The sequence below is a fragment of the Brochothrix thermosphacta DSM 20171 = FSL F6-1036 genome (assembly GCF_036884295.1).
Lineage (GTDB): Bacteria > Bacillota > Bacilli > Lactobacillales > Listeriaceae > Brochothrix > Brochothrix thermosphacta.
The window spans coordinates 1,493,964-1,516,755 of the sequence record NZ_CP145608.1; the positions used below are offsets into that span (position 1 = coordinate 1,493,964).

The window sequence follows — 22,792 nt, forward strand, 5'->3', positions numbered from 1 at the left end:
ACTTTTGTACTATTTAAAGTTTGTTAAAGACCTAAATAAATGGTTAAATAACAATAATAGTATACCAAATACACCTAATGAGGACAATTAGAGGCAAACTTTGAGCTAAAACAAAAAAACAACAATTATCGGGGATGATAATCGTTGTTTTAAAGTATTTAAGGAATGTTACTCTCGTAGAGCGAATACACTCAATACGATGTCAGCACCCATACTACTCTCGTACACGCACAACTTCGTTAGGATGGTAGCAAAGGAATGGTACTCAATTGCTTATGGATTGGTACTCAATTGCTAACGCAATTTCCGTCCCATACTACTCTCGTAAAGTGAATAAATTCACTACGATGTCAGCACCCATACTACTTTCGTAAAGTGAATAAATTCACTACGATAATAGTACTCAATTCTTAACTAGCTGCCTTGTTTCGTCGCAGCAATCACCAGCTCGCGAATGCTGACTTCTTGTGGTAAGTCGTACATAAACTTCACAGAGTTAGCCACGTGTTTAGGATCAAGCGAAATGCCACCCATTGTTTCTTTCCATTCATTGTAACCTTCTTTGATGTCGTTATCTGTTGTGTGTTGTAACAACTCGGTTTCAGCTGCCCCAGGAGCCACAAGCATCACACGTACATTTGTAGCACTGACTTCTTCACGAATCGTTTCAGTCAAAGCATGCACACCATATTTAGTCGCTGAATAGGCTGCGTGATTACCAAATGTTTTTTTACCTGCGATGGATGAGACGTTAATAATTGAGCCTTCATTACGCGCCATCATATCTGCTAATACAATTTTGGTCCCATTTAAAACACCTTGTACATTGACATTAAGCATCGTTTGCCATTCAGCAGGATCTTGTGTCCAAATATTACCTAATAACATTAACCCCGCATTATTAACGAGTAAATCAACTTTACCGTAGATAGATTCAGCTTCATGAATCGCTGCTTCAAATGCTTTGTAATCCGTCACATCTACTTCTTTAACGAGTGTATTTGGAAGATTTAATGCTAACATGGGGGCTGTACGCCTAGCTAATAATAACAAAGGATGTCCTGCCGCACTAAAATGGAGCGCCATTTCTTTTCCAAAACCACTGCTGGCACCTGTAATTACGATTAATTTTTTCATGACCGTTCCTTCTCTCTTTTATATGATACTATTAGTATAGAACAAACTAGCAATAATACTAGTACGCACATTTAGGTCAGTCAGTTACCTTGAGGTAAGTAAGGAGCTATTTATCATGTATTTAAATGAATTTGATGCCACTATGAAGCACATTCAAGGCAAATGGAAAATTGTGATTATGTATGAATTATATGAAAGAAAAGTTGTACGGTTTAATGAATTACAACGGTACATTGCTTCAATATCACCTAAAACCTTAACGAATCAATTGAAAGAAATGGAAAAAGACGGCCTCATTAAACGTGTCGTTTATCCTGTTGTTCCCCCACATGTCGAGTATTCATTGACACCCAAAGGCGACTCACTGATTCCGGTTTTAAATGTCATTTGTAATTGGGGATTAAGCGTTATTCCTAGCGATCAATTGCAACGCACCTTATGCGATGAATAACACCGAGCATTCAACTTGGTGATTAAAAAAAGCTGTGTTATACTTTCACTGTTTCAGAAAGACAAACTAAAAAAGAAAGCGTGGCGTTGTTAGTATGATACAACCATTTGATTTTTATAACCCTACCCATATCGTGTTTGGACCTGAGCGTTTAAATGAATTGGATTCATTAATCCCACAGGAAGCACGTGTTTTAATTTTATTCGGTGGCGAGTCTGCTCGTCGTTTTGGAACAATTGATAAAGTCCGTGAAGGATTAGGCAAACGTACTGTTTTGGAATTTGCTGGCGTTGAAGCTAACCCTACCTATGAAACACTGATGAAAGCTGTCGCTGTTGTGAAAGACGAAAAAATCGATTTCTTATTAGCTGTCGGTGGTGGTTCTGTTATTGATGGGACTAAATTTGTTGCTGCTGCAGCGGAATTTGATGGCGATCCTATTGATATGTTTGGTGGCGGTATTGGTAAACAATTACCCATCCATTCAGCATTACCATTCGGTAGCGTTTTAACGCTTCCTGCCACTGCCTCAGAAATGAACGCAGGTAGTGTCATTACTTTCGTTGAAAAAGGGGCTAAATTAGGTTTTGGGAGTGCACATACCTTCCCTAAATTCTCTTTCTTAGATCCAACTTTGACCTATACTTTACCAAAACGTCAATTAGCCAATGGGATTGTTGATGCCTTTGTTCATATCTTTGAGCAATACATGACTTACGATGCTGGCGCTCTTGTCACTGATCGTTTTTCTGAAGGTTTATTACAAACATTAATTGAAATTGGACCTCGTGTTGTGAATGATTCAGAACCCGACTACAATGATCGTGCCAACTTTATGTGGGCAGCAACAAACGCATTAAATGGCGTTTTACGTCCAGGCGTGCCACAAGATTGGGCAACACATATGATTGGACATGAAATTACCAACCTCTTCCATATTGACCATGCACGTACATTAGCTGCTATTTTACCAGCAATGCTAACTGTCCGCAAAACACAAAAACAATCAAAATTATTACAATACGGCGAGCGTGTTTGGGGTATCACAACAGGAACTGACGACGAACGAATCACTGCTGCTATCGACAAAACAGCTGCTTTCCTTGAGTCATTAGAAGTTCCTACATCGCTTAGCGCGTATGACCTAACTGCTAAAGATGTTGATGCCCTTGTGGCAAACTTGATTGCACATGATCAAGTGAAATTATCAGAACATGGTGATTTAACACCTGAGATTAGTCGTGAAATATTGTTAGCAAGCCTTTAATTAAACAGCTCACTCTATTTTTATCTCATCAAAAAAAGCGATTCAGCACTGTGCTGGATCGCTTTTTCTTTGGTGAAATATAACTTATCTAGCCAAACAAAGCTTGCTTAGCGATTTGATCGACCATTTCATTGTATTCTACACCTGTATGCGCTGCAACTTTATGGAAAGTAATCTTAATATTATTGATTGAACTGACATATTCGCGATAACCTTTTGTTAGAGTATTATTTGTTTTCCATTCGCCTTTAGCCCAGTGCTCAATGCCGGTATAATCATAATAAATACCGACATCTTTGCCTAATTCTGACGCGTATTCAATCGCCCGTTTTGCACCATAAACTTCCCCTGCAACGTTACGCATCGGTGAAAATTCATTTTTAAATTTGCGACCTTCTTGATGGATGACTTTATCATTATCAATAATCACCATACCGTATGAAAATTCTTCCGTGTTTTTGTTGTAACTACCATCGACGTATGCCACTAATTCACCTGGATTATAAGCCACAATGTGTGCTGGTTGTGCACTATTAATCCCTTGAACAAAGTCTTCAGCCTCTTTTTTTGTGGGGAAACTTTTGTATATCGCTCCAGAGTATCCTTTAGTTAACGCTTGGCATTCCGCCCATGTATTAACAATTCCCACTCGATGGCCTTTCTTGATTGCATAAAATTTTTGTTTTGCCATTCTATCGCCTCACTCTCTCTTTTCTATCTTACCTTAAAATTATCCACTTTGCCATCTTGCAATTACCTCTCAGAAGAACTATTATAGAGAGAGTATTCTCAATTAGAAATCTCACTAAAAAACCACTCACCTGTAATTAATACCTTTATTAACCATGTTATTACAGTGTTTTCAATTTATAAACATACGGTTTTTCTACCACGCTTCTCCGAGATATTCTCAATTAGAACAAATTCAACTGAAATGGGGATAGTCTACATATGATTAAAAATTTTATAGGGTATTATCGACCCTATCGTAAGTTATTTATTTTAGATTTTACCTGTGCTGTTTTTGCTGCACTGTTAGAATTAGCTTTTCCACTTGCAGTCAATCGTGTGATTGATACATTGTTGCCTTCGCAAAATTGGACAATGATTGTCACAGCAGTTGTCGCATTGTTTGCCTTTTATATCATTAATAGTTTCATGCAATACATTGTAACTTTTTGGGGGCATATTTTGGGATTAAATATCGAATCAGATATGCGTCGTGACTTGTATGAACACTTGCAAACACAATCATTTGATTATTATGATAATCAACGCACAGGTAAATTAATGTCACGTATGACGAATGATTTATTTGAAATTGGTGAAGTCGCACATCATGGTCCTGAAGATGTGTTCATTGCGATCATGACAATTATTGGTACTTTCCTTATTATGATGCGTATTCACGTTGAATTAGCGATTGCCACTGTTATTTTAGTACCGCTTATTGCCTTCTTGATTGTTTATTTCAACAAGCGTATGACAGGTGTAAACTCAAAGATTTTCAAGTCACTCGCCAATTTTAACGCCGGTCTTGAAAATGCAATTGGTGGTATTCGTGTAGTAAAAGCTTTTGCTAATGAAGATTATGAGCGAAAACGTTTTGGTGTCATCAATGATGGCTATAAATATGCTAAAACAGCATTTTATCGCACCATGGCAAAAAGTTCTTCCATTAACTACCTTTTAATTCGTCTAATGACACTCTTCACACTCTTCATGGGTTCTTATTACAGCATTAACGGAGCAATGACTAACGGTGAATTTGTTGCATTTATCTTGCTCGCTAATGTATTGGTACGCCCCATTGAAAAAATCAACGCCGTGATTGAAAGTTACCCTAAAGGGATAGCGGGTTTCAAACGTTTTACAGAAACAATGAACCAAGCGCCAACGATTGTTGATGCTGAAGATGCGATTGAAGCACCTGCGTTAACTGGCAATATTGTTTACGATCATGTAACGTTTGGTTATGAAGGCTCGAAAACAGTGCTGAATAATATCGACTTAACGATTAAAAATGGTGAGACAATTGCATTTGTTGGCCCTTCTGGCGCAGGTAAAACAACACTTTGTAGTTTATTGCCACGCTTTTACGATGTGAAAGAGGGAGCCATTCGTGTGGATGATATCGATATTCGTAAGATGACACTCCATTCTTTACGTAAAAACATTGGGATTGTGCAACAAGATGTGTACCTTTTTTCTGGTACGGTTCGTGAAAATATTGCTTATGGACGTTTGGATGCAACGGATGATGAAATCTGGCATGTTGCTCGTCTCGCGAATCTTGAAGAAGTCATTAACAATATGACAGATGGCATTGATACGATTATTGGTGAACGCGGTGTTAAATTATCAGGCGGTCAAAAACAACGCCTTGCTATCGCCCGTATGTTCCTTAAAAACCCACCTATTTTAATTTTAGATGAAGCAACGTCTGCTTTGGATACAGAAACCGAACGTATCATTCAAACATCATTGGACAAATTAACAGAAGGTCGTACAACACTTATTATTGCTCATCGTTTAGCAACAATTCGTAATGCCGATCGCATTATTGTTATTAACGAAAGCGGGATTGCAGAACAAGGCACGCATGAACAATTAATTGCTAATGCTGGCCCGTATAAAGCGCTACATGATGCACAATTCCGTGATTAAACTTCTACTGATAATACTGTTCTTACTCACCTTGGGCTACCCAAGGTGTTTTTTCATATAAAAAATCTACTCAGCCTCACATCAAAATACAAATGATTTTAATGTTTGTTCTCAGTAGATTTTAATAACAGTAATGAGCTTAGCTGTTAATTGATTTTCGACAACACCACTTTGCCACCCCTATCGGCGATGATGCAGTGGGTATTAAGCTGTTCGTAAACTCCTCACGTTAGTCGTTTAAAGTCACTAACCCTAAATCATATTTCCATTTTAAAACACGCGCTGCAGCTGTTTCAATTGTTGCCTCAGATAATTCACCTGCCTTCACCTTAGCAAGTATAAACGGAATTTGTTGCGCATAAGATGAAGATAACACCAGATCGTTTCCTGCTTCGATTGCTTTAAAACCAGCCTCTGTTTGACTTGTGAAATCAGCTAAACCTGCCATATCCATATCATCAGTCATGATAACACCTTTAAAACCTAACTGTTGACGCAATAAATCATGTACGGGTTTTGAAATAGAGGCAGGTTGTTCTTTATCAATCGCATTGATAATATTATGGGATACCAAAACACTATCAGCACCTGCTTTAATTCCGGCGATAAACGGTAAAAAATCTGTTTTTTCTAGCTCTGTCAGTGGACGTATATCCCTGACAATTTCTACATGTGAATCCCGATTGTTGCCGTATCCTGGAAAATGTTTCAACGTTGAACCGATATTCTGCTTGTGCATTTCTTTAACAGAGCGCTCAACGTATTCCACCGTTCCTTCACGTGGTAACCCAATTGTACGATCATAAATAAACGAGGCACTATCCGTGGAAACATCTGCAACAGGCGCAAGGCCTGTTTGAATACCATAATACTTGAATATTTCTGCCTTATTGATGATGTCATCTTTGATCGCTTGCCATCCTCCTGAGCGGTATAGATCTTGTGGTGAAGGGAATGCCGTGTTCACTAAATCATTTCCACGTGATAGTCGGCTGACTGTGCCTCCTTCTTCATCTGAAGCAATTAATAATGGCACCTTACTTTTAGCTTGGTAACTTGCAATTTTTTGTTTGAGTGACTCGCGTGTTTCGCCGTCCATATCGCGACTGAATAACACATAACCACCGAGATGAAATTTGGTAATATCCTCGATTTGATGGGTTTCCGGAACACGTACAAGAAATAGTTGACCGACTTTTTCTTCTAATGTCATTTTTCCAACCATTTTGGTGATTTTTTTAGAAACAGCCGCTTCTTTTTCAGCAGCAAGTGTTTTTGCATCTTTCTTGATTGGTTTTTCTGTTGTATTTGTTGGTTTAGGTGTTTCGGTCGGTGCCGTTACTTTACTCTGACACGCGACACATACAGTTGCTAACGTAAGACATATGCCAAAAAATAGTCTTTTTTTAAATTGCATCGTTATCACAGCTCTCTTCCCTCTTAATAAAATTATAACATTTAGCTATTTGTGGTGCCACTGCCTTTTATATCGTAAAACACAAAAAAAGCCCATATAAATGGGCAATAATAGACGTTTAAAAGAATAAAAATCGTTTGGGTTTGATCGACTTAAAATCACCTGAAACGACTGCTGCATTGTCGAGTAATAATTGACTGTTAGCAATAATGGCTCTATGCCAAATAGTGTTGTTATTCAAAATTTAGTGAGAAAAGTCTTTTTTGCTAGCTGCTTATTTTTAGTCATTGCTAATATCGTAGCGGATTCATCCGCTTTACGAGAGTAGTATGGGACGCAGCGACAGCGAGTACCATCCCTTTCAACTATTTGGTGACTTTTCATCCTCCTCGCTACGCTGTGGGGTATTCAGATGCCACTTTTCCCGCCAGAATCATCCTCACAAACGTCATAACGCTGTAAGTTTACTATTGAAGCCCAGTAGAATTCGATTGCGAAAATTTATAAAGTTACGGTAACCAAAACTAACACGTTTAATTATTTTAATTTTATTGTTGCTGACAGTGTTGTGAAATTATTCGCTTACGAAGGCAGTATGGGACGGAGCTTTCGGAAGAAAGTAAGTACCATTCATCTGAATTTTTGCAGTCGTATTTCAGGGAAATACTTTTTCAATGTTCTTAGACTGCGTTTCATTTGTGTAGAAATCAATTTGTTTGCACCCAAAATAAGTGTTTGATACGCTGAAATATTTTTATGTTGTAGTGCAACGAGTAAGTTTTGTGCTAATTGATAGGTTGCTTTAAATTCAACATCAAGTGTCATGAAATAATCGATGATGCCCATAGAGCTTTTAGGACCTTTAAATAAACGTTGGTAGCGGTAGTCTGAATCACGCAACTCTGCTTTGTTTTTAAGTAGTAATTTCCAATACTTTTTAGTTTACGATAAATCTTCTTATCTTCTGGGCGTGTAGTATCATAGCGGTTCATGAGCTTGATACGTATTTGATTGAGCTAGCGCATCACTAATTGAACTAAATGGAAACGATCAATAATGACAATTACGGTTGAGATAACGTCTTTAATTAGAGGCGTAAAAGGTGCATTCATATCTACCACGACAGTTTTTACAGAAACTCTCGCTTCATAGGAATACTTTTAAAAATAGTTCTTCAAATGATGCAACCCTTCGAGTAGGCAAGATATCTATACTTTCATGTTTCCTTGCATCAGTGAAAATTCAACAACATAAATTATAGAGCCCAACTAATCAATGAGCAAAAAAAGCATGTCCGAATCGACAATCGATTCAGGCATGCTTTTTCTTTTTATTTTAAAGTGTTAACGTTCTATATAATCATCTAAAAAGAAATAGGGATCATTGTTCGTCTCCCTTATTGCGTCCCTTGTTTCCGCATAACCACAATAAATAGCTACAGTGAGAAATACACTCATCAATACTGTAATCAATTGAATAAATAGTAGAAAACGTGTCTGTTTAATGGTTCGAGTGAGTGTGAAAATAACGATACCTAAATTAACGAAGAACAAAATGATCACGAATAAGACAAAAAAACCACTGTCTCTCATGCTCGCTGATAATTCGTCATACTCATCCACATAATAACCTGCAATATAACTAAGGACAATGCTTGCTAATAACGAACCAATAGCAATCAGTGTCAAACCAATACTACTCATTAATTTCATTATCTTCACCCCATATCTAGTATCAGTTAATTATAACTGAATAATCACTTCAGCTGACTATCAAAAGATGTTAGAGGCCAACACTTTTTTAAGATTGACAAATACGTTTTCGCACTTATTTTTGGTCGTGTTTCTCTAACATTTGTTCGCAAATTTCATGCGACAGAAGGATACTTTCAGCTGTAAGGGGTGATTCTCCTATTTCAATTGAATGAATAAAGTCCTTAATTAAAGATTCGAACCCTCGCTTATAAAGCGTTGACTCCCAATCAGTGAATTGCGTTGTTGTCATTTGATTACCGCTGTATGTTTTATAATCCACCAAATCATTTAGACGAACGGTGCCTTCTGGTGCTTGGACTTCCATTATTTCCGAGTTGACACCTGCTTCAAAGTTTACCGTTACCACACAGGTCGTTGTCGCTGTTTCTATCGTAACCAACGCACGCGCAAACCCACCGTCTTTAGTGGTAATATGAGAATTAATCGTAACGATAGCATCATCTAATAAATAAAGTGCTGTGTCTAATGAATGAATGAAAATATCATAAATGGTAAAACGTAACGGTGCCCCTGGTTTGTTGCAACGATTTTTTTCCACACGAATCATTCGCTTATTAGGTATCGTTTTCAATTGTTGTACCATTGGTGCATAACGTCGATTAAAGCCCGCTGTTAGAATCAGCCCTTTTTCAGCTGCTAAAGCAAATAAGGCATTCACTTCCGCCAAATTTTCACTGATTGGTTTATCAACGAACACATGTAAACCGCTATTTAAAGCCGCTTCGACCATTGCCGAATGCGTATGGGTAGCCGTGTGAATAAATACAGCTTCAATACCACTTTCAAATAAATCTTGGTAGTTTGTGTATAAATTCGTGATGCCATATTTTTTGCCGAGTTGTTCCAGCTTTTGCGGATCACGCGTGCTTAAAAACCATTCCACCTCATCTTGCATTGCCATTGTGACAGGCATGTATGCTTTTTGAGCAATGCCCCCTAATCCAATTACACCTATTTTTTTCATCGTTATCCCTACCTTCACTTCGATTACTTTAAGTATACCGCTTTATGTGAAATATCAAAATGATTTCCCTATCAAATACAGAAAAATAACGTTTTTTATCGTTCTCATGTATACTAAAGTGGTAAATCAAAGAAATGAGGTGGCTCACTTGCCATTACGAATTGAAATCATTGCACCTTACGCTTCGATGGTGCCACAAATTGAAGAAGCCTTGCCTTTGTTTGACTCACATCATATTACCTATCACGTCGGTAATCTTGAAGAAGGTGTGACGATTGCACAATCGCTTCATCCAGATGACACCGATATTATCATTAGCCGTGGTGGGACTGCACAACTAATTCGCGACGCTGTTACGATTCCTGTGATTGACCTCCAAATTTCTGGCTATGATATGATTCGTTCTCTGACCTTGGCAAAAAAACAGATGGCTCATACCGCGATTGTTGGCTTTTCTAACATCACATCTAATGCCCAATCTATTATGAGTTTATTTGAATGGCATTATCAATTGAATACGGTCACTCATCAAGATGACGTATTACCGTTGTTGTTTGATCTAAAAGAAAAAGGTATTAAACAAGTCATTGGTGACGTTGTCACCGTGACCGCTGCCACAAAAATCGGCTTACAAAGCATTTTGATTACAAGTGGCACCGAATCGTTGATCAATGCCATTACTGAAGCCACTCACTTGGCGAATCATTTCAATAAGAGTCGTGAAATTAAAGATGTTTTTGAAGCGCTTTTCAGTGAATCCTATCCCAATTACCTCTTAATGGATAGTAACGAAACGATTGTTTTCCAACAATACAAAGATTATCAGGAGATGCCGCTCAGCGACTCATCACTTCGTTCGTTAATCCACGTTTTGCAACAACGGGATAAAATTAAAACGATTTTCAAAGAACGCCGTACGGTTGAAGTCTTGGCACAACGTAAAAAAATCAATCAAAAAATATACTACCTGCTGGTTTTTTCAAAAGATGAATCAGAGCACCAACGTGCTACAGGTATTCGTTTAATCAGTTCGCCACCGTTATACCATGAACTCCCAGCGCATAAAACGTTAAAAGGCACGGCTCAACAATTTTTAAAACGCCGTCAACCACTGACACTTGTGGGTGAAAATGGTGTTGGTAAAAAAACCTTTGCTCGTGTGTTGTTTTTTTCAGAAGAATCAGATGGCAATTTATTAGAAGTTGATACACGTTACGCCACTAATTTTGATGTGTCGTTAGAAAATGTGCATACGTTGATTTTAAAAAATATTAAAAGCAGTCATATCACAGTTGCACTTAATGAACTGATAACGCGCGCTTTGTCTAAAAACATTCAACTGATCTTGACTGCCGAAGAAATGGGTGTCATCCATTCGTTGCAAATTGAAACAGGCGTCCTTTACCTCGACGGAATCGATGGCACCGCTGATAACATTGTAGAATTAACCCATTTTTATATGACGTATTATCATGAAAAGTATCATTTTAAACCTGTAAAAATTGCCGATGCCGTTTTACAGATGATGCAAACAGCAACCTATCCGCATCATTTGATAACGTTACGAAAAACAATTAAATTAATGATGAGTAATGAAACAAAGTATGTCATTGGTTTAGATACCTATCAAAAAGCAAGTGCTAAAAAGCGACCAATCGCCACTGGACTTGACTTAACAGGTTCTTTTAAAGACATTGAACGCCAGATTTTAGAGTACGTTTTAACGGACGAAGATGGTAATCAAACAAAAGCAGCCGAGCGCTTAAATATTAATCGTGCAACACTTTGGCGTAAATTAAAGGATTAATACAACTGTTGCAATATTAAACGCTTTTCATTTTTATTTAAAAAACACGATTGGATACTGTTGCTTTTATTAACAACTCCTTTTAGTATTATGTGTAAGCGCTTAACAAATTTATTAGGAGGTTTCACAAATGGAAATAAAACGCACACTTGATAAAATCCCTGGCGGTATGATGGTTGTCCCATTATTATTAGGGGCTTTGATTAATACATTCTTTCCCGGTGCTTTACGTATCGGTGGCTTCACACAAGCACTCTTCGTCGATAGCGCTAGCGCTTTAATCGCTCTTTTCTTACTCATCGCTGGTACTCAAATTACATTCAAAACAGCGGGTGAATCCGTTAAGAAAGGGTTAACCTTACTCATTTTCAAATGGGTGCTCGGCGCCGCATTTGGTTTACTCGCAATTAAATTGGCAGGGGCAAATGGGCTCTTCCTGGGCATGGCACCTTTAGCAATTATTGCAGCAATGACTAACTCAAACGGAGGTCTTTACATCGCTTTAGCTGGACAATATGGTAAAGAAGCAGATAAAGCAGCTTATCCTTTCCTTGCTTTGAGTGATGGTCCCTTCCTAACAATGGTCGCTCTTTCAATCTTTGGAACAATGGGCTTCGTTGAAGGTATGTTTTCTCCAATGGCTTTCGTTGCCGTTTTGTTACCATTGATTGTTGGTATCATTATTGGTAACCTCGATCCCAAAATGGGTAAATTTTTACATAATGGGAGTGACAAATTAGTTCCTTTCTTCGCTTTCGCTTTAGGGATGGGTATCGACTTCAATGCCATTATTCAAGGTGGTTTAAGCGGCGTATTGCTCGGTGTCTTAACTGTTCTCTTTACAGGTGGTATTGGGTTTGTCCTTTTCAAGAAAATTGGTTGGAACCCGATTGTTGGGGCTTCTGAAGGCTCAACTGCTGGAAACGCAGTCGGCACACCTTTAGTAATTGCAGCAGCAAATGCCTCATTCGAACCGATTGCTCAAATCGCAACTGTTCAAATTGCTGCCAGCGTTGTCACTACAGCAATCTTATTACCAATTTTCATCGGCTTCTTATCCAAACGTGTCAATATCGCTGCGTACAATGCTGAGAAACCGACAACAAAAACAACACTCGATACTAACGTCTAGAAAGGACTGTTTTTTATGACTCAAGCCATTGAATTTGCCATCGTTGCAGATGACTTAACAGGTGCCAACGATAGTGGCGTCCAATTTGCAGCCAAAGGTTTAAAAACTGGCGTACTACTTAATCCCCACTCGTTTGATACACTCGCTTACGATGTGATTGTCACGGATACGGATTCGCGTGCTCTTGATCCCCAAGAGGCCTATGATAGCGTATTTTCCCAAGTGACCCACTTAAAAAAAATGGGTGTCGAACGTATTTTCAAAAAAATCGATTCCACGTTACGTGGTAATATAGGCGCTGAGATGGATGCCTTGTATGATGTGACATTACCTGATTTCCTTTGTATCGCGATTGCCTATCCAACCAATAAACGCACGGTTAAAGATGGAAAGCTCTTCCTTGATGGTCTTCCCGTCGGTGAAACAGAAATTGCGCGTGATCCTAAAAACGCCGTCATTGAATCAGAAATAGCAGCGATTATTTCCTTACAATCACGACGTGAATCAGCAGTTATCACGGCTAAAATGATTAAAGATGGCGCTGATTGGCTACAAACTCATTTATTACTCTTGAAAAAAACAGGGGTCCGTTACCTCATCTTTGATGCAGAAACTGAAGTCGAATTAATGGCTCTATTAGAAACAATGAAGACTTTACCATTTAGCACACAATGGGTGGGATCCGCAGGGATTGCGAGCTATATGCCTACCTTTTATGATGTGGACTTACATGATCAAGTGCCTGCTGTTAAACTGGTCACTCATAAGCCGATTTTAACAATCGTTGGCAGTGTGAATCGTCATTCACGTGCTCAGCTCGATCATTTGTTAGAAAACAGCACCACTTATCCCGTTGCTTTTCATTCTGCTAGTGCCGTTGATACGCCCGCTAAAAAACATTTGGAAAAACAACGTGTGATAACCGAAGCAACCACTGCACTTATCGCTCATCAAGATGTGGTGCTATATTCGACAGCAACGACTGAAGCGATTCAGTTGGCACGAGATATTGGTCAACATAATCGCTTTTCCGCAAATGCTGTCAGTGAAGAAATTGTCAAAACAATGGGCGAAATTTGTGATGCCCTCTTACAAACAGATACCATCGGTGGATTGGTCATGACAGGCGGCGATACCGCTAAAAAAATCTGTACCATCAGTGATATTCATGGTTTTGAACTGCTGGAAGAATTACAAATAGGTGTGCCTATTGCGCGTCTTATGAGTGATTCACCACTTTATGCCATTACTAAAGCAGGTGGCTTTGGCAGTACCGATGTTTTCTTACAAGCCATCACTAAACTTAAAGGAGCGACACAATAATGAAACCTATAATCGGAATTACAATGGGCGATGCCGCAGGTGTTGGGCCCGAAATTATTATTAAAGCACTCAGTGATACCACAATTTATGATACTTGCCGTCCACTTGTGATTGGTGATGCCAGTATCATGTCACGCGAATTAACGAATCTTAATAGCAATCTAACGCTCCATTGCATTACAACTCCAAATGAGGCTTTATTCACAAAGGATACGATTGATCTCATTGATTTAAACTTGCTCACTGCTAATTTAGCTTATGGCGAGGTCTCAGCTGCAGCTGGAAATGCCGCATTCCGTTATTTAGAAAAAGCGATAGACCTTGCAAAAAACAATGAAATTTCAGCTATTTGTACCGCACCTCTTAACAAAGAAGCGCTTCACAAAGGTGGACATCTCTACCCTGGACACACTGAAATTTTAGCAGATTTAACACAAACAACTGATTTTTCAATGATGCTTGCCACACCTGATATGAAAGTCATCCATTTAACCACACATATGGGATTGATCGAAGCCATCCAAAGCATTACCCCTGAGCGGACCTATTCAGTGATAAAGTTAGGCTACAATACCCTTCTAAAATCAGGTTTGGCTTCACCTAAAATTGCTGTTTGTGGGATTAACCCTCATGCCGGGGAAAATGGCTTGTTCGGAAATGATGAAGAAGGTAAACAATTATTACCAGGTATCGAACGTGCGCAAGCCGAAGGCATTGATGTGATTGGCCCTCTACCAGCTGATACACTGTTTTATCGTGCGGGACGTGGCGACTTTGATTTAGTTGTTGCCTGTTACCACGATCAAGGCCATACTCCTGTTAAAGTATTAGGGATTGAATCAGGCGTTAATATCACAGTCGGACTCAACTACGGTGTGATTCGTACCTCAGTTGATCACGGCACTGCCTTTGATATTGCAGGTGAAAATAAAGCCAACGGTGAAAGCATGATTGCTGCTATTCAATCAGCCATCGAATTATCTCCGATTGTCTAAAAAAATCTAATAAAATGACGGTTCATGTAGGCAGTTATCTTTGGGTAGCTGTCTATTTTGTATCGTCGCGTTTCATTTACGCCTCCTCTCACAGTTTAATTTTGACTATGTGCTCCCTTCGATGTCTATTGAGCCTGGATGGAGAAACGTTTGAAGTTAGTATTTCAACTTCTTATTAAGAAAGAGGCGATACTTATGATGTCCTGCTGGCAAACCATTTCGGAAAAGTACGTCTGAAGTTTTTAGCGATTGTCATTCAATTTACAGCGCTCGTGCTACTCTAAAAAAACAGCAAAAAAACCATCTAAAAATTCGAGCGGATTAGATGGTGTGTCATTCACTATTTTATTCTAGCTAACGTCTTTATAACGGTTCTACCTAAGCGCGATATGATAAACACCCTAGTTGTTACAAACATTGCAAAAGATTTATGACCTGAATTTAAGCACTAAAAAATTATTATTTCTAATCACTGTTTATTATCAGCTGTTGGTAATGATGTACTTACATTAACCAATCCCTCTAAAAAAAGCCTTTAATAGATCGTTAGTTATTATATAAAAATAGCATTGATTAAAAGACACATCCTCCAATTAAAGCCCACTATACTGACTCAAAAACAAATTAACATCACCGTTATTCTCTTGGATTTTATCCCTTGTTTTATCAAAATCACTGTATAATATCACTGTTAAACAGAGTATCAGCGTCACTAAAATAGTTTGGCTAACCACTAATAAGCGTTTTCTTTTCGAAAAATCCCCTAATAATAAAGCCAACAATACAACATTTATAATAATCAACACAAATTCTGCTAAAAAAAAGCAAATGCTAAACTTTAACGGTTGCGCATATGTTTCGTATTCATCCAAATAATAGCCTGCTATGTATGTCATACATGCACTTGCACCCACTAACAAAACGCTAAGCACACTTAACGCTATACTTACGATTCGTTGCATGTTGCCTCACCTCCACTATCTTACTAAAATTATACAGTAATAAACTAAAAGCACCGTCTTAAAAAGACTAAATTAAAACAGAAAACAGTGGTATTTGACTATTTTGTGTCCTTACTAACCCAATCACAATACATCAGTTGAAGTGAGTTATCTAATTAATGGTTGTAAAACATACAAATATTGGTCGTTTAACGACAAAATTCATATAAAATAAAGCGATAAAAAAGTTGACAAAGTAAACTAAAAAAACTATGCTTAAATTAGTTGAATTTGTAAACTGTTTCAGGAAAGGTAGGTACCCTTTGTGACTATCAATGAAATTAGAATGTTCAATCGCTATTACACGAGTATTTTAGGTGTGTTTGATCAGCAGACATTTGGTTTACCTTACTCAATGATTGACCTGAGAATATTAGGAACAATAGGTAGACATGACGGAATTACTGCGAACACGCTGATAAAGTCGCTTAATATCAAAAAGAGTTACCTCAGCCGTATTGTGAGTAAGTTAGAAAAAGACGGTTACATCATCAAACAAAAAAATCAACATGACAGCCGTAGCTTTAATTTATACCTTACTAAAGATGGCACACAGTTAAATGATTTCATTGAAAAAAAATCAGACGAACAAATAGCAACGTTATTAGCGTCGCTAGATGAAACTGATTTGAAAGAATTAACAACCGCAATGGCAACAATCAAAAACATTTTAGGTCCTATTGTACCTGATAACTTGGAGGAAGATTAAATGATTTCATTTGAAAATGATTACTTAGAAGGCGCTCACGAAAAAGTATTAACACGATTAATCGAAACAAATATGATTCAAGATTCAGGCTATGGAACTGATAGTTTTTCTCAGCAAGCCAAAGAGAAAATCAAAGCAGCTATTCAAAACCCGGATGCATCAATTCGCTTTTTGGTGGGTGGGACACAAACCAACCAAGTAGTCATCAACTCAGTTCTGCACCAATATGAAGGCGTTCTCGCAGCTGATACAGGCCACATCAGTACTCACGAAGCTGGCGCTATTGAATTTAGCGGTCATAAAGTATTAGAATTGCCTTCTGTCGATGGCAAAATAAACGCAACGGACGTCGATAACTACATCAGCACGTTTTATGCCGATGCCAATCACCAACACATGGTATTTCCAGGAATGGTTTATATTTCTTATCCAACCGAATACGGGACGCTCTATAGTCATGAAGAACTTGAAAGTCTTTCTCATGTTTGTAAAAAATACGATATTCCGCTCTTTATTGACGGTGCGCGTTTAGGATATGGACTAGCTAGTAAAGCTGCAGATGTCACAATTGCTGATATCGCAAAACTATCTGACGTTTTTTATATCGGTGGTACAAAAATCGGTGCACTTTGTGGTGAAGCTGTCGTCTTTACTAAAAATAATGAACCGAAAAACTTTACTAATTTAATTAAGCAACACGGGGCGTTATTAGCTAAAGGACGCTTGGTCGGTATTCAATTCTTAGAATTATTTACAGACAACCTTTACTTCACTATTAGTGAGCATGCCTTAAACATGGCCTTGAAATTAAAAATTGGTTTTATCGAAAAAGGTTACCAACTTTATTTAGACTCACCAACAAATCAACAATTTTTCGTCCTCAGTAATGAAAAAATTGCTGAATTACAAACGAAAGTAAAATTTGCTTGTTGGGAAAAAGTCGATGATAACCATCAAGTTGTGCGCTTTGCAACATCTTGGGCAACAACCGAAGAGAATATCGATACATTGTTAGCTTTGATTTAAAGTCATACCGAAGAATAACACGTTATCCTACATAAATGAGAGAACCTTTTAAGGTTAACTCTATCTTATATCATAAAAAAAGCGACCTCCAAAAGTTAGGTTTTAGTCTAACTTCTAGGGGTCGCTTTATTGCCATCTATGAGGTGTTTATTTAATGCCGTGTTTTTGTAAATAGTCATGCGCCACATCAGCTGCAGACTTATTTTTAACATTAACTTCATAATTCATTTTACTCATATCTTCTTCAGAAATTTTACCCGCTAATTTATTTAAAATACCTTCTAATTCAGGGTATTTTTCCAGCGTTTCTTCTGTCATTAATGGTGCCCCTTGATATGGTGGGAATAATTTTTTATCATCTTTTAAAATCACCAAGTCATACTGCGTTAATTCACTATCAGTTGAATACGCATCTACCACATTAACATCACCATTGTTGATTGCTTGGTAACGCAAAGCGGGTTCCAATGACTTCACATCAAATTTCAAACCGTATTTACTTTCCAATCCTTTATAACCATCTTTACGATCGATAAACTCAAGCGTAAAACCACCTTTTAATTGTGACTGAATGGCACGTAAATCAGAAATGTTTTTAAGATTATTATCTTTAGCAAATTGACGTTTGACGGCAACTGCATATGTATTTTGGAATTCCATTGGTTCTAAGAAAGCCATATTATGCTCTTTCTTCAAGGCTGCTTTAGCCTTTTCAAACACTTCTTTTTTATCATTCGATGTATTAGTATTATTTTTTACAAACGTTTCTAATACCGTACCTGAAAATTCAGGATAGACATCCACATCGCCACTTTTTAATGCATTAAATAAGAAACTTGTTTTACCAAAATTCGGTTTTAATTGAACATTAATATCACTATTTTCTTCAATCAATTCTTTGTACATATTGATGATAATATCAGGTTCTGCACCTAATTTACCTGCAATCGTGATTTGTTTTTCTTTGCTATCGGCATGTGTGTATACAAATGTACCAGCCACAACAAGGATTAACACACTAAATGCGATAAAGATTTTTTTGATACTCGCTTTTTCTAACAAGTGAATAAAATAGTTGAATACCACTGCTAAAACGGCTGCAGAAATAGCACCTATTAAAATAAGAGGGATATTGTTACGATCAATACCTAGTAAGATAAATGAACCTAATCCACCCGCACCGATCAAGGCCGCTAATGTAGCCGTACCAATGATTAATACAGTCGCTGTACGGATACCTGAAATGATGAATGGCATCGCCAACGGAATTTCAAACTTCACTAATTTTGTCCATTTAGACATCCCAAATGCCTCAGCTGCTTCTTCAAGTGAAGAATCGATTTCTGTTAAACCTGTGTAGGTATTTTGTAAAATTGGGAAAATAGCATAAATAACCAACGCAATAATAGCAGGTGCCGTTCCAATTCCTATTAATGGAATCAGTAAACCAAGTAATGCTAATGATGGAATTGTTTGGAAAATCCCTGAAATTTGTAATAGAACTTCTGCTAAACGCTTATGTTTTGTAACAATAATAGCTAGTGGAATCGCAATCAATATTGCAATTAATAATGATAACAACGAAATTTGAATATGTTCAATAAAAGCTTGTAATAGCTCCCCTTTTCGCTCGGATAAGGTTGTCATAAAATAACTCATCGGCTACAGCTCCTTTTCTTCTATAAGTCGAAGGATACTTTTTTCGCTAATATATCCTAAGGATAGATCATCTTCAATTACTTGTAGACTGGAATGCGCGATAAGTAACTGTAACACATCGTATAATGGTGTATTCAATGAAACAGAACGACCTGTATTAATACCTTCTTCTTCAATTAAATTTTTCTGTTGAAGCAACTTAACAGTCCCTTTTTCTAACCATTTTGAACCTTGAGTTGTTTCATTTTTAAAGAATTGTGCAACAAAATCATTTTTAGGCAAGGCTTTTATTTTTTCAGGTGTATCTATTTGAACTATTTTCCCCTCATTCATGATACAGATACGATCACCTAATAATAAAGCTTCTGACATATCATGTGTAACAAATACAATCATGCTATTAATTTCTTGATGCAATTCTTTAATCAACAATTGTAGCTGGTTACGAGAAATCGGATCGAGTGCACTAAATGGTTCATCCATCAAAATAACATCTGGTTCTGTTGCAATCGCGCGTAATATACCAATCCGTTGTTGCTCTCCACCAGAAAGTTCATCCGGTTTACGATGTAAATAAATATCAGGATCAAGTTTTACTTTTTTCAACAACTCAATCGTACGCTTGCGGCGCTTTTCTTTATTCCATTTTTTTAGCTCAGGAATTAATTCAATGTTTTCCGCAACGGTTAAATTGGGGAACAAGGCAATCTGTTGTAATACGTAACCAATGTTAAGTCGTAAAGACTGGATGTCATAATCAATAATACGTTTATCTTTAAAATAAATATCACCATCTGTTGGCTCAATAAGACGGTTAATCATCTTCAATGTTGTTGTTTTACCACTACCACTGGGGCCCACTAATACAAAAAACTCGTCGGCAGCAATCGTCAAACTAAAATCTTCTATGACTGTCTGGTCACCATAAATTTTCGAAACTTTCTTGAACTTAATCATTTTCTCACGCCTTCCCCTATCAGTTAATTTAAACTTATCTTATTTAAAAATAGCTTTGATTATCGGCCGTTTTTTTATTTTGTAACACAAACTACTATAATCTTAATTTCTTCACAAAGCAAGCAAAAAGCAAACATACGTTCTCTTACCTATTTCATTTTTTTAAAGCCAGTTGATAACTTTTTTGTATCAATACTTTAAGTTCAGCAGTCGGTACCGATCCATCTAAACAAATCGTATACCAATGTTTTTTATTCATATGGTAACCAGGAAAATAATTGGGTTGATTAATCAACGATAGCACTTCTTCTGGTAATCCCCTTAAATCAATACTTTCAAGCGCTTTTTCACCCTTTAACTCCAATTTTTCCGGCAAAACTGTCAGCAGCGCTGCGTAACATTTCTGATTATCTGCTCGCCGATAAATAGCATTTTTAGGGAAACCCTCCCATAAAAACTCTAATTCATCACCATAAACATCACGAATATAAGCCATTATTTCCTTACTTTGCGGATTCACAAAAACAACTTTCTCATAACATTCCTTCGCAATTCTTTCTAAAAGATCATCAAAAGCTTCTCGTACTTCTCCAATAAAAGTACCCGCGGTATTAGTAACTAAATGTAAGATATAACTTTCACCTGTTGCTAAATCAATCATATCAGTAGAAACTTCGCCATTTTCAGAGATAGTGACTGTCATTTCAAATAACTCTTGTAACACAAATTCTTTATAATAATAACCCTTTGTTGTTTTCTCGAAACCAAAAGTCAGCAATTTATCACGATTAAGTTGTTTATCTGTAAAGAAATTGTTCATTACACTGTTCAACCTCTCTTTAGATGTTTTTTTCGTATTTCTAGTATAACAAACTCAGCAATAGAAACAGCTAATGTGGCTCGAGACTTCACTATTTGACATTTAGTCTAATTAGACTATAATATAATTAAATAAATGAAACATTAGAAAGGAAGTTAAAAATGAAACACGTTTTTTTATTGATTGGCCAATCAAATATGGCTGGACGCGGTTTTATCAACGATGTCCCTAAAATTACAAACGAACGTATTCACATGTTACGCAACGGACGTTGGCAAATGATGGCTGAACCACTTAATTACGATCGCAGTGTTGCTGGCGTTGGTCTCGCAGGTTCATTTTCTGAAGCTTGGCTCTCAAAAAACGCCGAGGATACCATTGGCTTAATTCCCTGTGCTGAAGGTGGCAGTTCTATCGATGAATGGGCACCCGATGGTATACTCTTCCGTCATGCAGTCGCTCAAACCCGCTTTGCAATGGAGAACAGCACATTAAGTGGCATTTTATGGCATCAAGGTGAAAGCGACAGTGTTGTTGGACGCACTGCCGATTATTACGCTAAACTAGCGACTGTCTTAGATACCTTTAGAACCGCTTTAGATGCACCAACACTTCCTTTAATCATTGGTGGTTTACCAGATTTCCTCGGTAAAACAGCTTTTGGTTTAATGTGTACTGAATATCCATTAATTAATGCTGATTTACAAAAATACGCGGATAGACATGAAAACACTTATTTTGTAACAGCTGATGAACTCACTGCTAATCCTGATGGTATCCATATCGATGCGTTATCACAACGCCGTTTTGGTTTGCGCTATTTCGCTGCCTTTGAACAAAAAACTAACCAGCTTACACCTTTAAAAGATGAAACAACACCATTAAATACTTTTGCTGAACGACCACTCACTCAAGGAGAAAAAATGTACCTTGCTAGTGAGGCGATGGCGATGGGAACGATTAATTACGAAACCTTTACATCACGTTTAGCTGAGATTTATCCACGTTAATCACAAAAGGAGTGAAAACAGTGATACCACTACTTATACTTGGTTTGTTAAAACAATTTCCCGGTGCTCACGGCTATGAGCTCCTTGCTTTAATGGAAGAACGACACTATAAATACATTGTTAACTTTACCAAAGGTTCCTTCTATTACAACTTACAACAATTAGAAGACAAGCAATGTATTCGCCAAAAAAAGGTGTCGCAAACTGAAAAGGGTCGCGAAGCACATCACTATGAAATAACACCCCTCGGGCAAAAAAACTTTGAGGACTTAATGCATAAATTTGGGACTAAAACGGATTATATTAATTTAAGTTTTTATGGTGCCATGTTATTTTCTGACGACTTTCCACCCAAACAATTTAATGCCTTAGTTAAAAGCCAAATTGCTGAAACAAACAAAAAAATCGCTTTATTAGATTTATCGATTGACCATCATGAGTTATTACCATCTTTTAAAAAAATGTTGGAGAACTCACGCGCGCACCATCGTGTTAATTTAGAATGGTTTGACACTTTATTGAAGCCTAAAACTGACAATCAATAAGAAAAATTAGCTGATATTTTCAATTTCCCCCTATCAATGTGTTGTGATGACTTATTTTTACAGGGATTTTGAAAATGTCGCTTTTTTTGCACAAAAATAGGCGTCAGTGAAATCTCACCAACACCTTAAA

At 37.4% G+C, this 22,792-nt stretch carries 21 protein-coding genes and 2 pseudogenes; 11 read left to right on the forward strand and 12 right to left on the reverse strand.

What is annotated here, in order from left to right:
* Nucleotides 1-414: 414 nt before the first annotated feature.
* The gene (locus V6S17_RS07535) at nucleotides 415-1,137 is read right to left on the reverse strand and encodes an SDR family oxidoreductase (protein ID WP_029092070.1); all 723 of its coding nucleotides are present in this window, start codon (nucleotides 1,135-1,137) and stop codon (nucleotides 415-417) included.
* 115 nt (nucleotides 1,138-1,252) lie between these two features.
* Here V6S17_RS07535 and V6S17_RS07540 point away from each other — a divergent pair, with 115 nt between their 5' ends.
* Together V6S17_RS07540 and V6S17_RS07545 are read left to right on the forward strand one after the other, a co-directional pair.
* On the forward strand, nucleotides 1,253-1,588 hold the full coding sequence (locus V6S17_RS07540) for a winged helix-turn-helix transcriptional regulator (RefSeq protein ID WP_036027563.1): 336 nt from the start codon (nucleotides 1,253-1,255) through the stop codon (nucleotides 1,586-1,588).
* 94 nt (nucleotides 1,589-1,682) lie between these two features.
* Complete coding sequence (locus tag V6S17_RS07545; RefSeq protein ID WP_029092072.1) at nucleotides 1,683-2,855, forward strand: iron-containing alcohol dehydrogenase; 1,173 nt, start codon at nucleotides 1,683-1,685, stop codon at nucleotides 2,853-2,855.
* Nucleotides 2,856-2,943: 88 nt separating this feature from the next.
* On the opposite strand, the gene V6S17_RS07550 is transcribed toward V6S17_RS07545, so the two are convergent.
* Nucleotides 2,944-3,546: a viroplasmin family protein gene (locus tag V6S17_RS07550; protein ID WP_029092073.1), complete on the reverse strand. Its 603-nt coding sequence runs from the start codon at nucleotides 3,544-3,546 to the stop codon at nucleotides 2,944-2,946.
* A gap of 260 nt (nucleotides 3,547-3,806) precedes the next feature.
* Between V6S17_RS07550 and V6S17_RS07555 the strand changes: the two genes are divergently transcribed.
* Entirely contained in the window at nucleotides 3,807-5,522 is a 1,716-nt protein-coding gene (locus V6S17_RS07555; RefSeq protein WP_029092074.1) for an ABC transporter ATP-binding protein, read from the forward strand.
* A gap of 229 nt (nucleotides 5,523-5,751) precedes the next feature.
* Here the strand turns inward: V6S17_RS07555 and V6S17_RS07560 are convergent, their stop codons facing one another.
* From V6S17_RS07560 to V6S17_RS07580, 6 genes and pseudogenes are all read right to left on the reverse strand, one after another.
* Nucleotides 5,752-6,939, reverse strand: coding sequence for a glycoside hydrolase family 3 protein (locus V6S17_RS07560; RefSeq protein WP_036027643.1), 1,188 nt, complete (start codon nucleotides 6,937-6,939; stop codon nucleotides 5,752-5,754).
* Nucleotides 6,940-7,387: 448 nt separating this feature from the next.
* Nucleotides 7,388-7,495: pseudogene (locus V6S17_RS07565) on the reverse strand (transposase); the annotation flags it as partial.
* 74 nt (nucleotides 7,496-7,569) lie between these two features.
* Nucleotides 7,570-7,785, reverse strand: a complete 216-nt coding sequence (locus V6S17_RS07570) for a hypothetical protein (protein ID WP_069124600.1) — start codon at nucleotides 7,783-7,785, stop codon at nucleotides 7,570-7,572.
* A 170-nt stretch (nucleotides 7,786-7,955) separates the two neighbouring features.
* A pseudogene (locus V6S17_RS12685) lies at nucleotides 7,956-8,078 on the reverse strand (transposase); the annotation flags it as partial.
* A 204-nt stretch (nucleotides 8,079-8,282) separates the two neighbouring features.
* Nucleotides 8,283-8,651 (reverse strand): hypothetical protein, encoded by a 369-nt coding sequence (locus V6S17_RS07575; protein WP_029092077.1) that lies wholly within the window; start codon nucleotides 8,649-8,651, stop codon nucleotides 8,283-8,285.
* Nucleotides 8,652-8,766: 115 nt separating this feature from the next.
* Nucleotides 8,767-9,678, reverse strand: a complete 912-nt coding sequence (locus V6S17_RS07580; protein WP_029092078.1) for a Gfo/Idh/MocA family protein — start codon at nucleotides 9,676-9,678, stop codon at nucleotides 8,767-8,769.
* A gap of 148 nt (nucleotides 9,679-9,826) precedes the next feature.
* Here V6S17_RS07580 and V6S17_RS07585 point away from each other — a divergent pair, with 148 nt between their 5' ends.
* The 4 genes from V6S17_RS07585 to pdxA all read left to right on the forward strand — a co-directional run bounded on the left by V6S17_RS07585 (nucleotide 9,827) and on the right by pdxA (nucleotide 14,935).
* Complete coding sequence (locus V6S17_RS07585; protein ID WP_036027566.1) at nucleotides 9,827-11,485, forward strand: sigma-54-dependent transcriptional regulator; 1,659 nt, start codon at nucleotides 9,827-9,829, stop codon at nucleotides 11,483-11,485.
* Between the two features lie 130 nt (nucleotides 11,486-11,615).
* Nucleotides 11,616-12,617, forward strand: coding sequence for a 2-keto-3-deoxygluconate permease (locus V6S17_RS07590; protein ID WP_029092079.1), 1,002 nt, complete (start codon nucleotides 11,616-11,618; stop codon nucleotides 12,615-12,617).
* A gap of 15 nt (nucleotides 12,618-12,632) precedes the next feature.
* Nucleotides 12,633-13,940, forward strand: coding sequence for a four-carbon acid sugar kinase family protein (locus V6S17_RS07595; RefSeq protein ID WP_051457178.1), 1,308 nt, complete (start codon nucleotides 12,633-12,635; stop codon nucleotides 13,938-13,940).
* Complete coding sequence (gene pdxA, locus V6S17_RS07600; RefSeq protein ID WP_029092081.1) at nucleotides 13,940-14,935, forward strand: 4-hydroxythreonine-4-phosphate dehydrogenase PdxA; 996 nt, start codon at nucleotides 13,940-13,942, stop codon at nucleotides 14,933-14,935. The genes V6S17_RS07595 and pdxA overlap by 1 nt, the downstream gene beginning before the upstream one ends.
* A 593-nt stretch (nucleotides 14,936-15,528) precedes the next feature.
* On the opposite strand, the gene V6S17_RS07605 is transcribed toward pdxA, so the two are convergent.
* Nucleotides 15,529-15,897, reverse strand: coding sequence for a hypothetical protein (locus tag V6S17_RS07605; protein WP_029092082.1), 369 nt, complete (start codon nucleotides 15,895-15,897; stop codon nucleotides 15,529-15,531).
* A 304-nt stretch (nucleotides 15,898-16,201) separates the two neighbouring features.
* Here V6S17_RS07605 and V6S17_RS07610 point away from each other — a divergent pair, with 304 nt between their 5' ends.
* Both V6S17_RS07610 and V6S17_RS07615 read left to right on the forward strand, forming a co-directional pair.
* Nucleotides 16,202-16,645 (forward strand): MarR family winged helix-turn-helix transcriptional regulator, encoded by a 444-nt coding sequence (locus V6S17_RS07610; RefSeq protein WP_029092083.1) that lies wholly within the window; start codon nucleotides 16,202-16,204, stop codon nucleotides 16,643-16,645.
* A complete protein-coding gene (locus tag V6S17_RS07615) occupies nucleotides 16,646-17,671 on the forward strand; it encodes a threonine aldolase family protein (RefSeq protein WP_029092084.1) in 1,026 nt (341 codons plus the stop codon).
* 147 nt (nucleotides 17,672-17,818) lie between these two features.
* Here the strand turns inward: V6S17_RS07615 and V6S17_RS07620 are convergent, their stop codons facing one another.
* The 3 genes from V6S17_RS07620 to V6S17_RS07630 all read right to left on the reverse strand — a co-directional run bounded on the left by V6S17_RS07620 (nucleotide 17,819) and on the right by V6S17_RS07630 (nucleotide 21,107).
* Nucleotides 17,819-19,330 carry an ABC transporter permease/substrate-binding protein gene (locus tag V6S17_RS07620; RefSeq protein WP_029092085.1) on the reverse strand — a complete coding sequence of 504 codons (1,512 nt, stop codon included), beginning with the start codon at nucleotides 19,328-19,330 and terminating at the stop codon, nucleotides 17,819-17,821.
* A 3-nt stretch (nucleotides 19,331-19,333) separates the two neighbouring features.
* Nucleotides 19,334-20,287, reverse strand: coding sequence for an ABC transporter ATP-binding protein (locus tag V6S17_RS07625; protein WP_029092086.1), 954 nt, complete (start codon nucleotides 20,285-20,287; stop codon nucleotides 19,334-19,336).
* 154 nt (nucleotides 20,288-20,441) lie between these two features.
* Nucleotides 20,442-21,107, reverse strand: coding sequence for an MmcQ/YjbR family DNA-binding protein (locus tag V6S17_RS07630; RefSeq protein WP_036027568.1), 666 nt, complete (start codon nucleotides 21,105-21,107; stop codon nucleotides 20,442-20,444).
* A 161-nt stretch (nucleotides 21,108-21,268) separates the two neighbouring features.
* Here V6S17_RS07630 and V6S17_RS07635 point away from each other — a divergent pair, with 161 nt between their 5' ends.
* Together V6S17_RS07635 and V6S17_RS07640 are read left to right on the forward strand one after the other, a co-directional pair.
* Entirely contained in the window at nucleotides 21,269-22,117 is an 849-nt protein-coding gene (locus V6S17_RS07635; RefSeq protein ID WP_029092088.1) for a sialate O-acetylesterase, read from the forward strand.
* Nucleotides 22,118-22,137: 20 nt separating this feature from the next.
* Complete coding sequence (locus tag V6S17_RS07640) at nucleotides 22,138-22,662, forward strand: PadR family transcriptional regulator (RefSeq protein ID WP_029092089.1); 525 nt, start codon at nucleotides 22,138-22,140, stop codon at nucleotides 22,660-22,662.
* Nucleotides 22,663-22,792 lie beyond the last annotated feature (130 nt).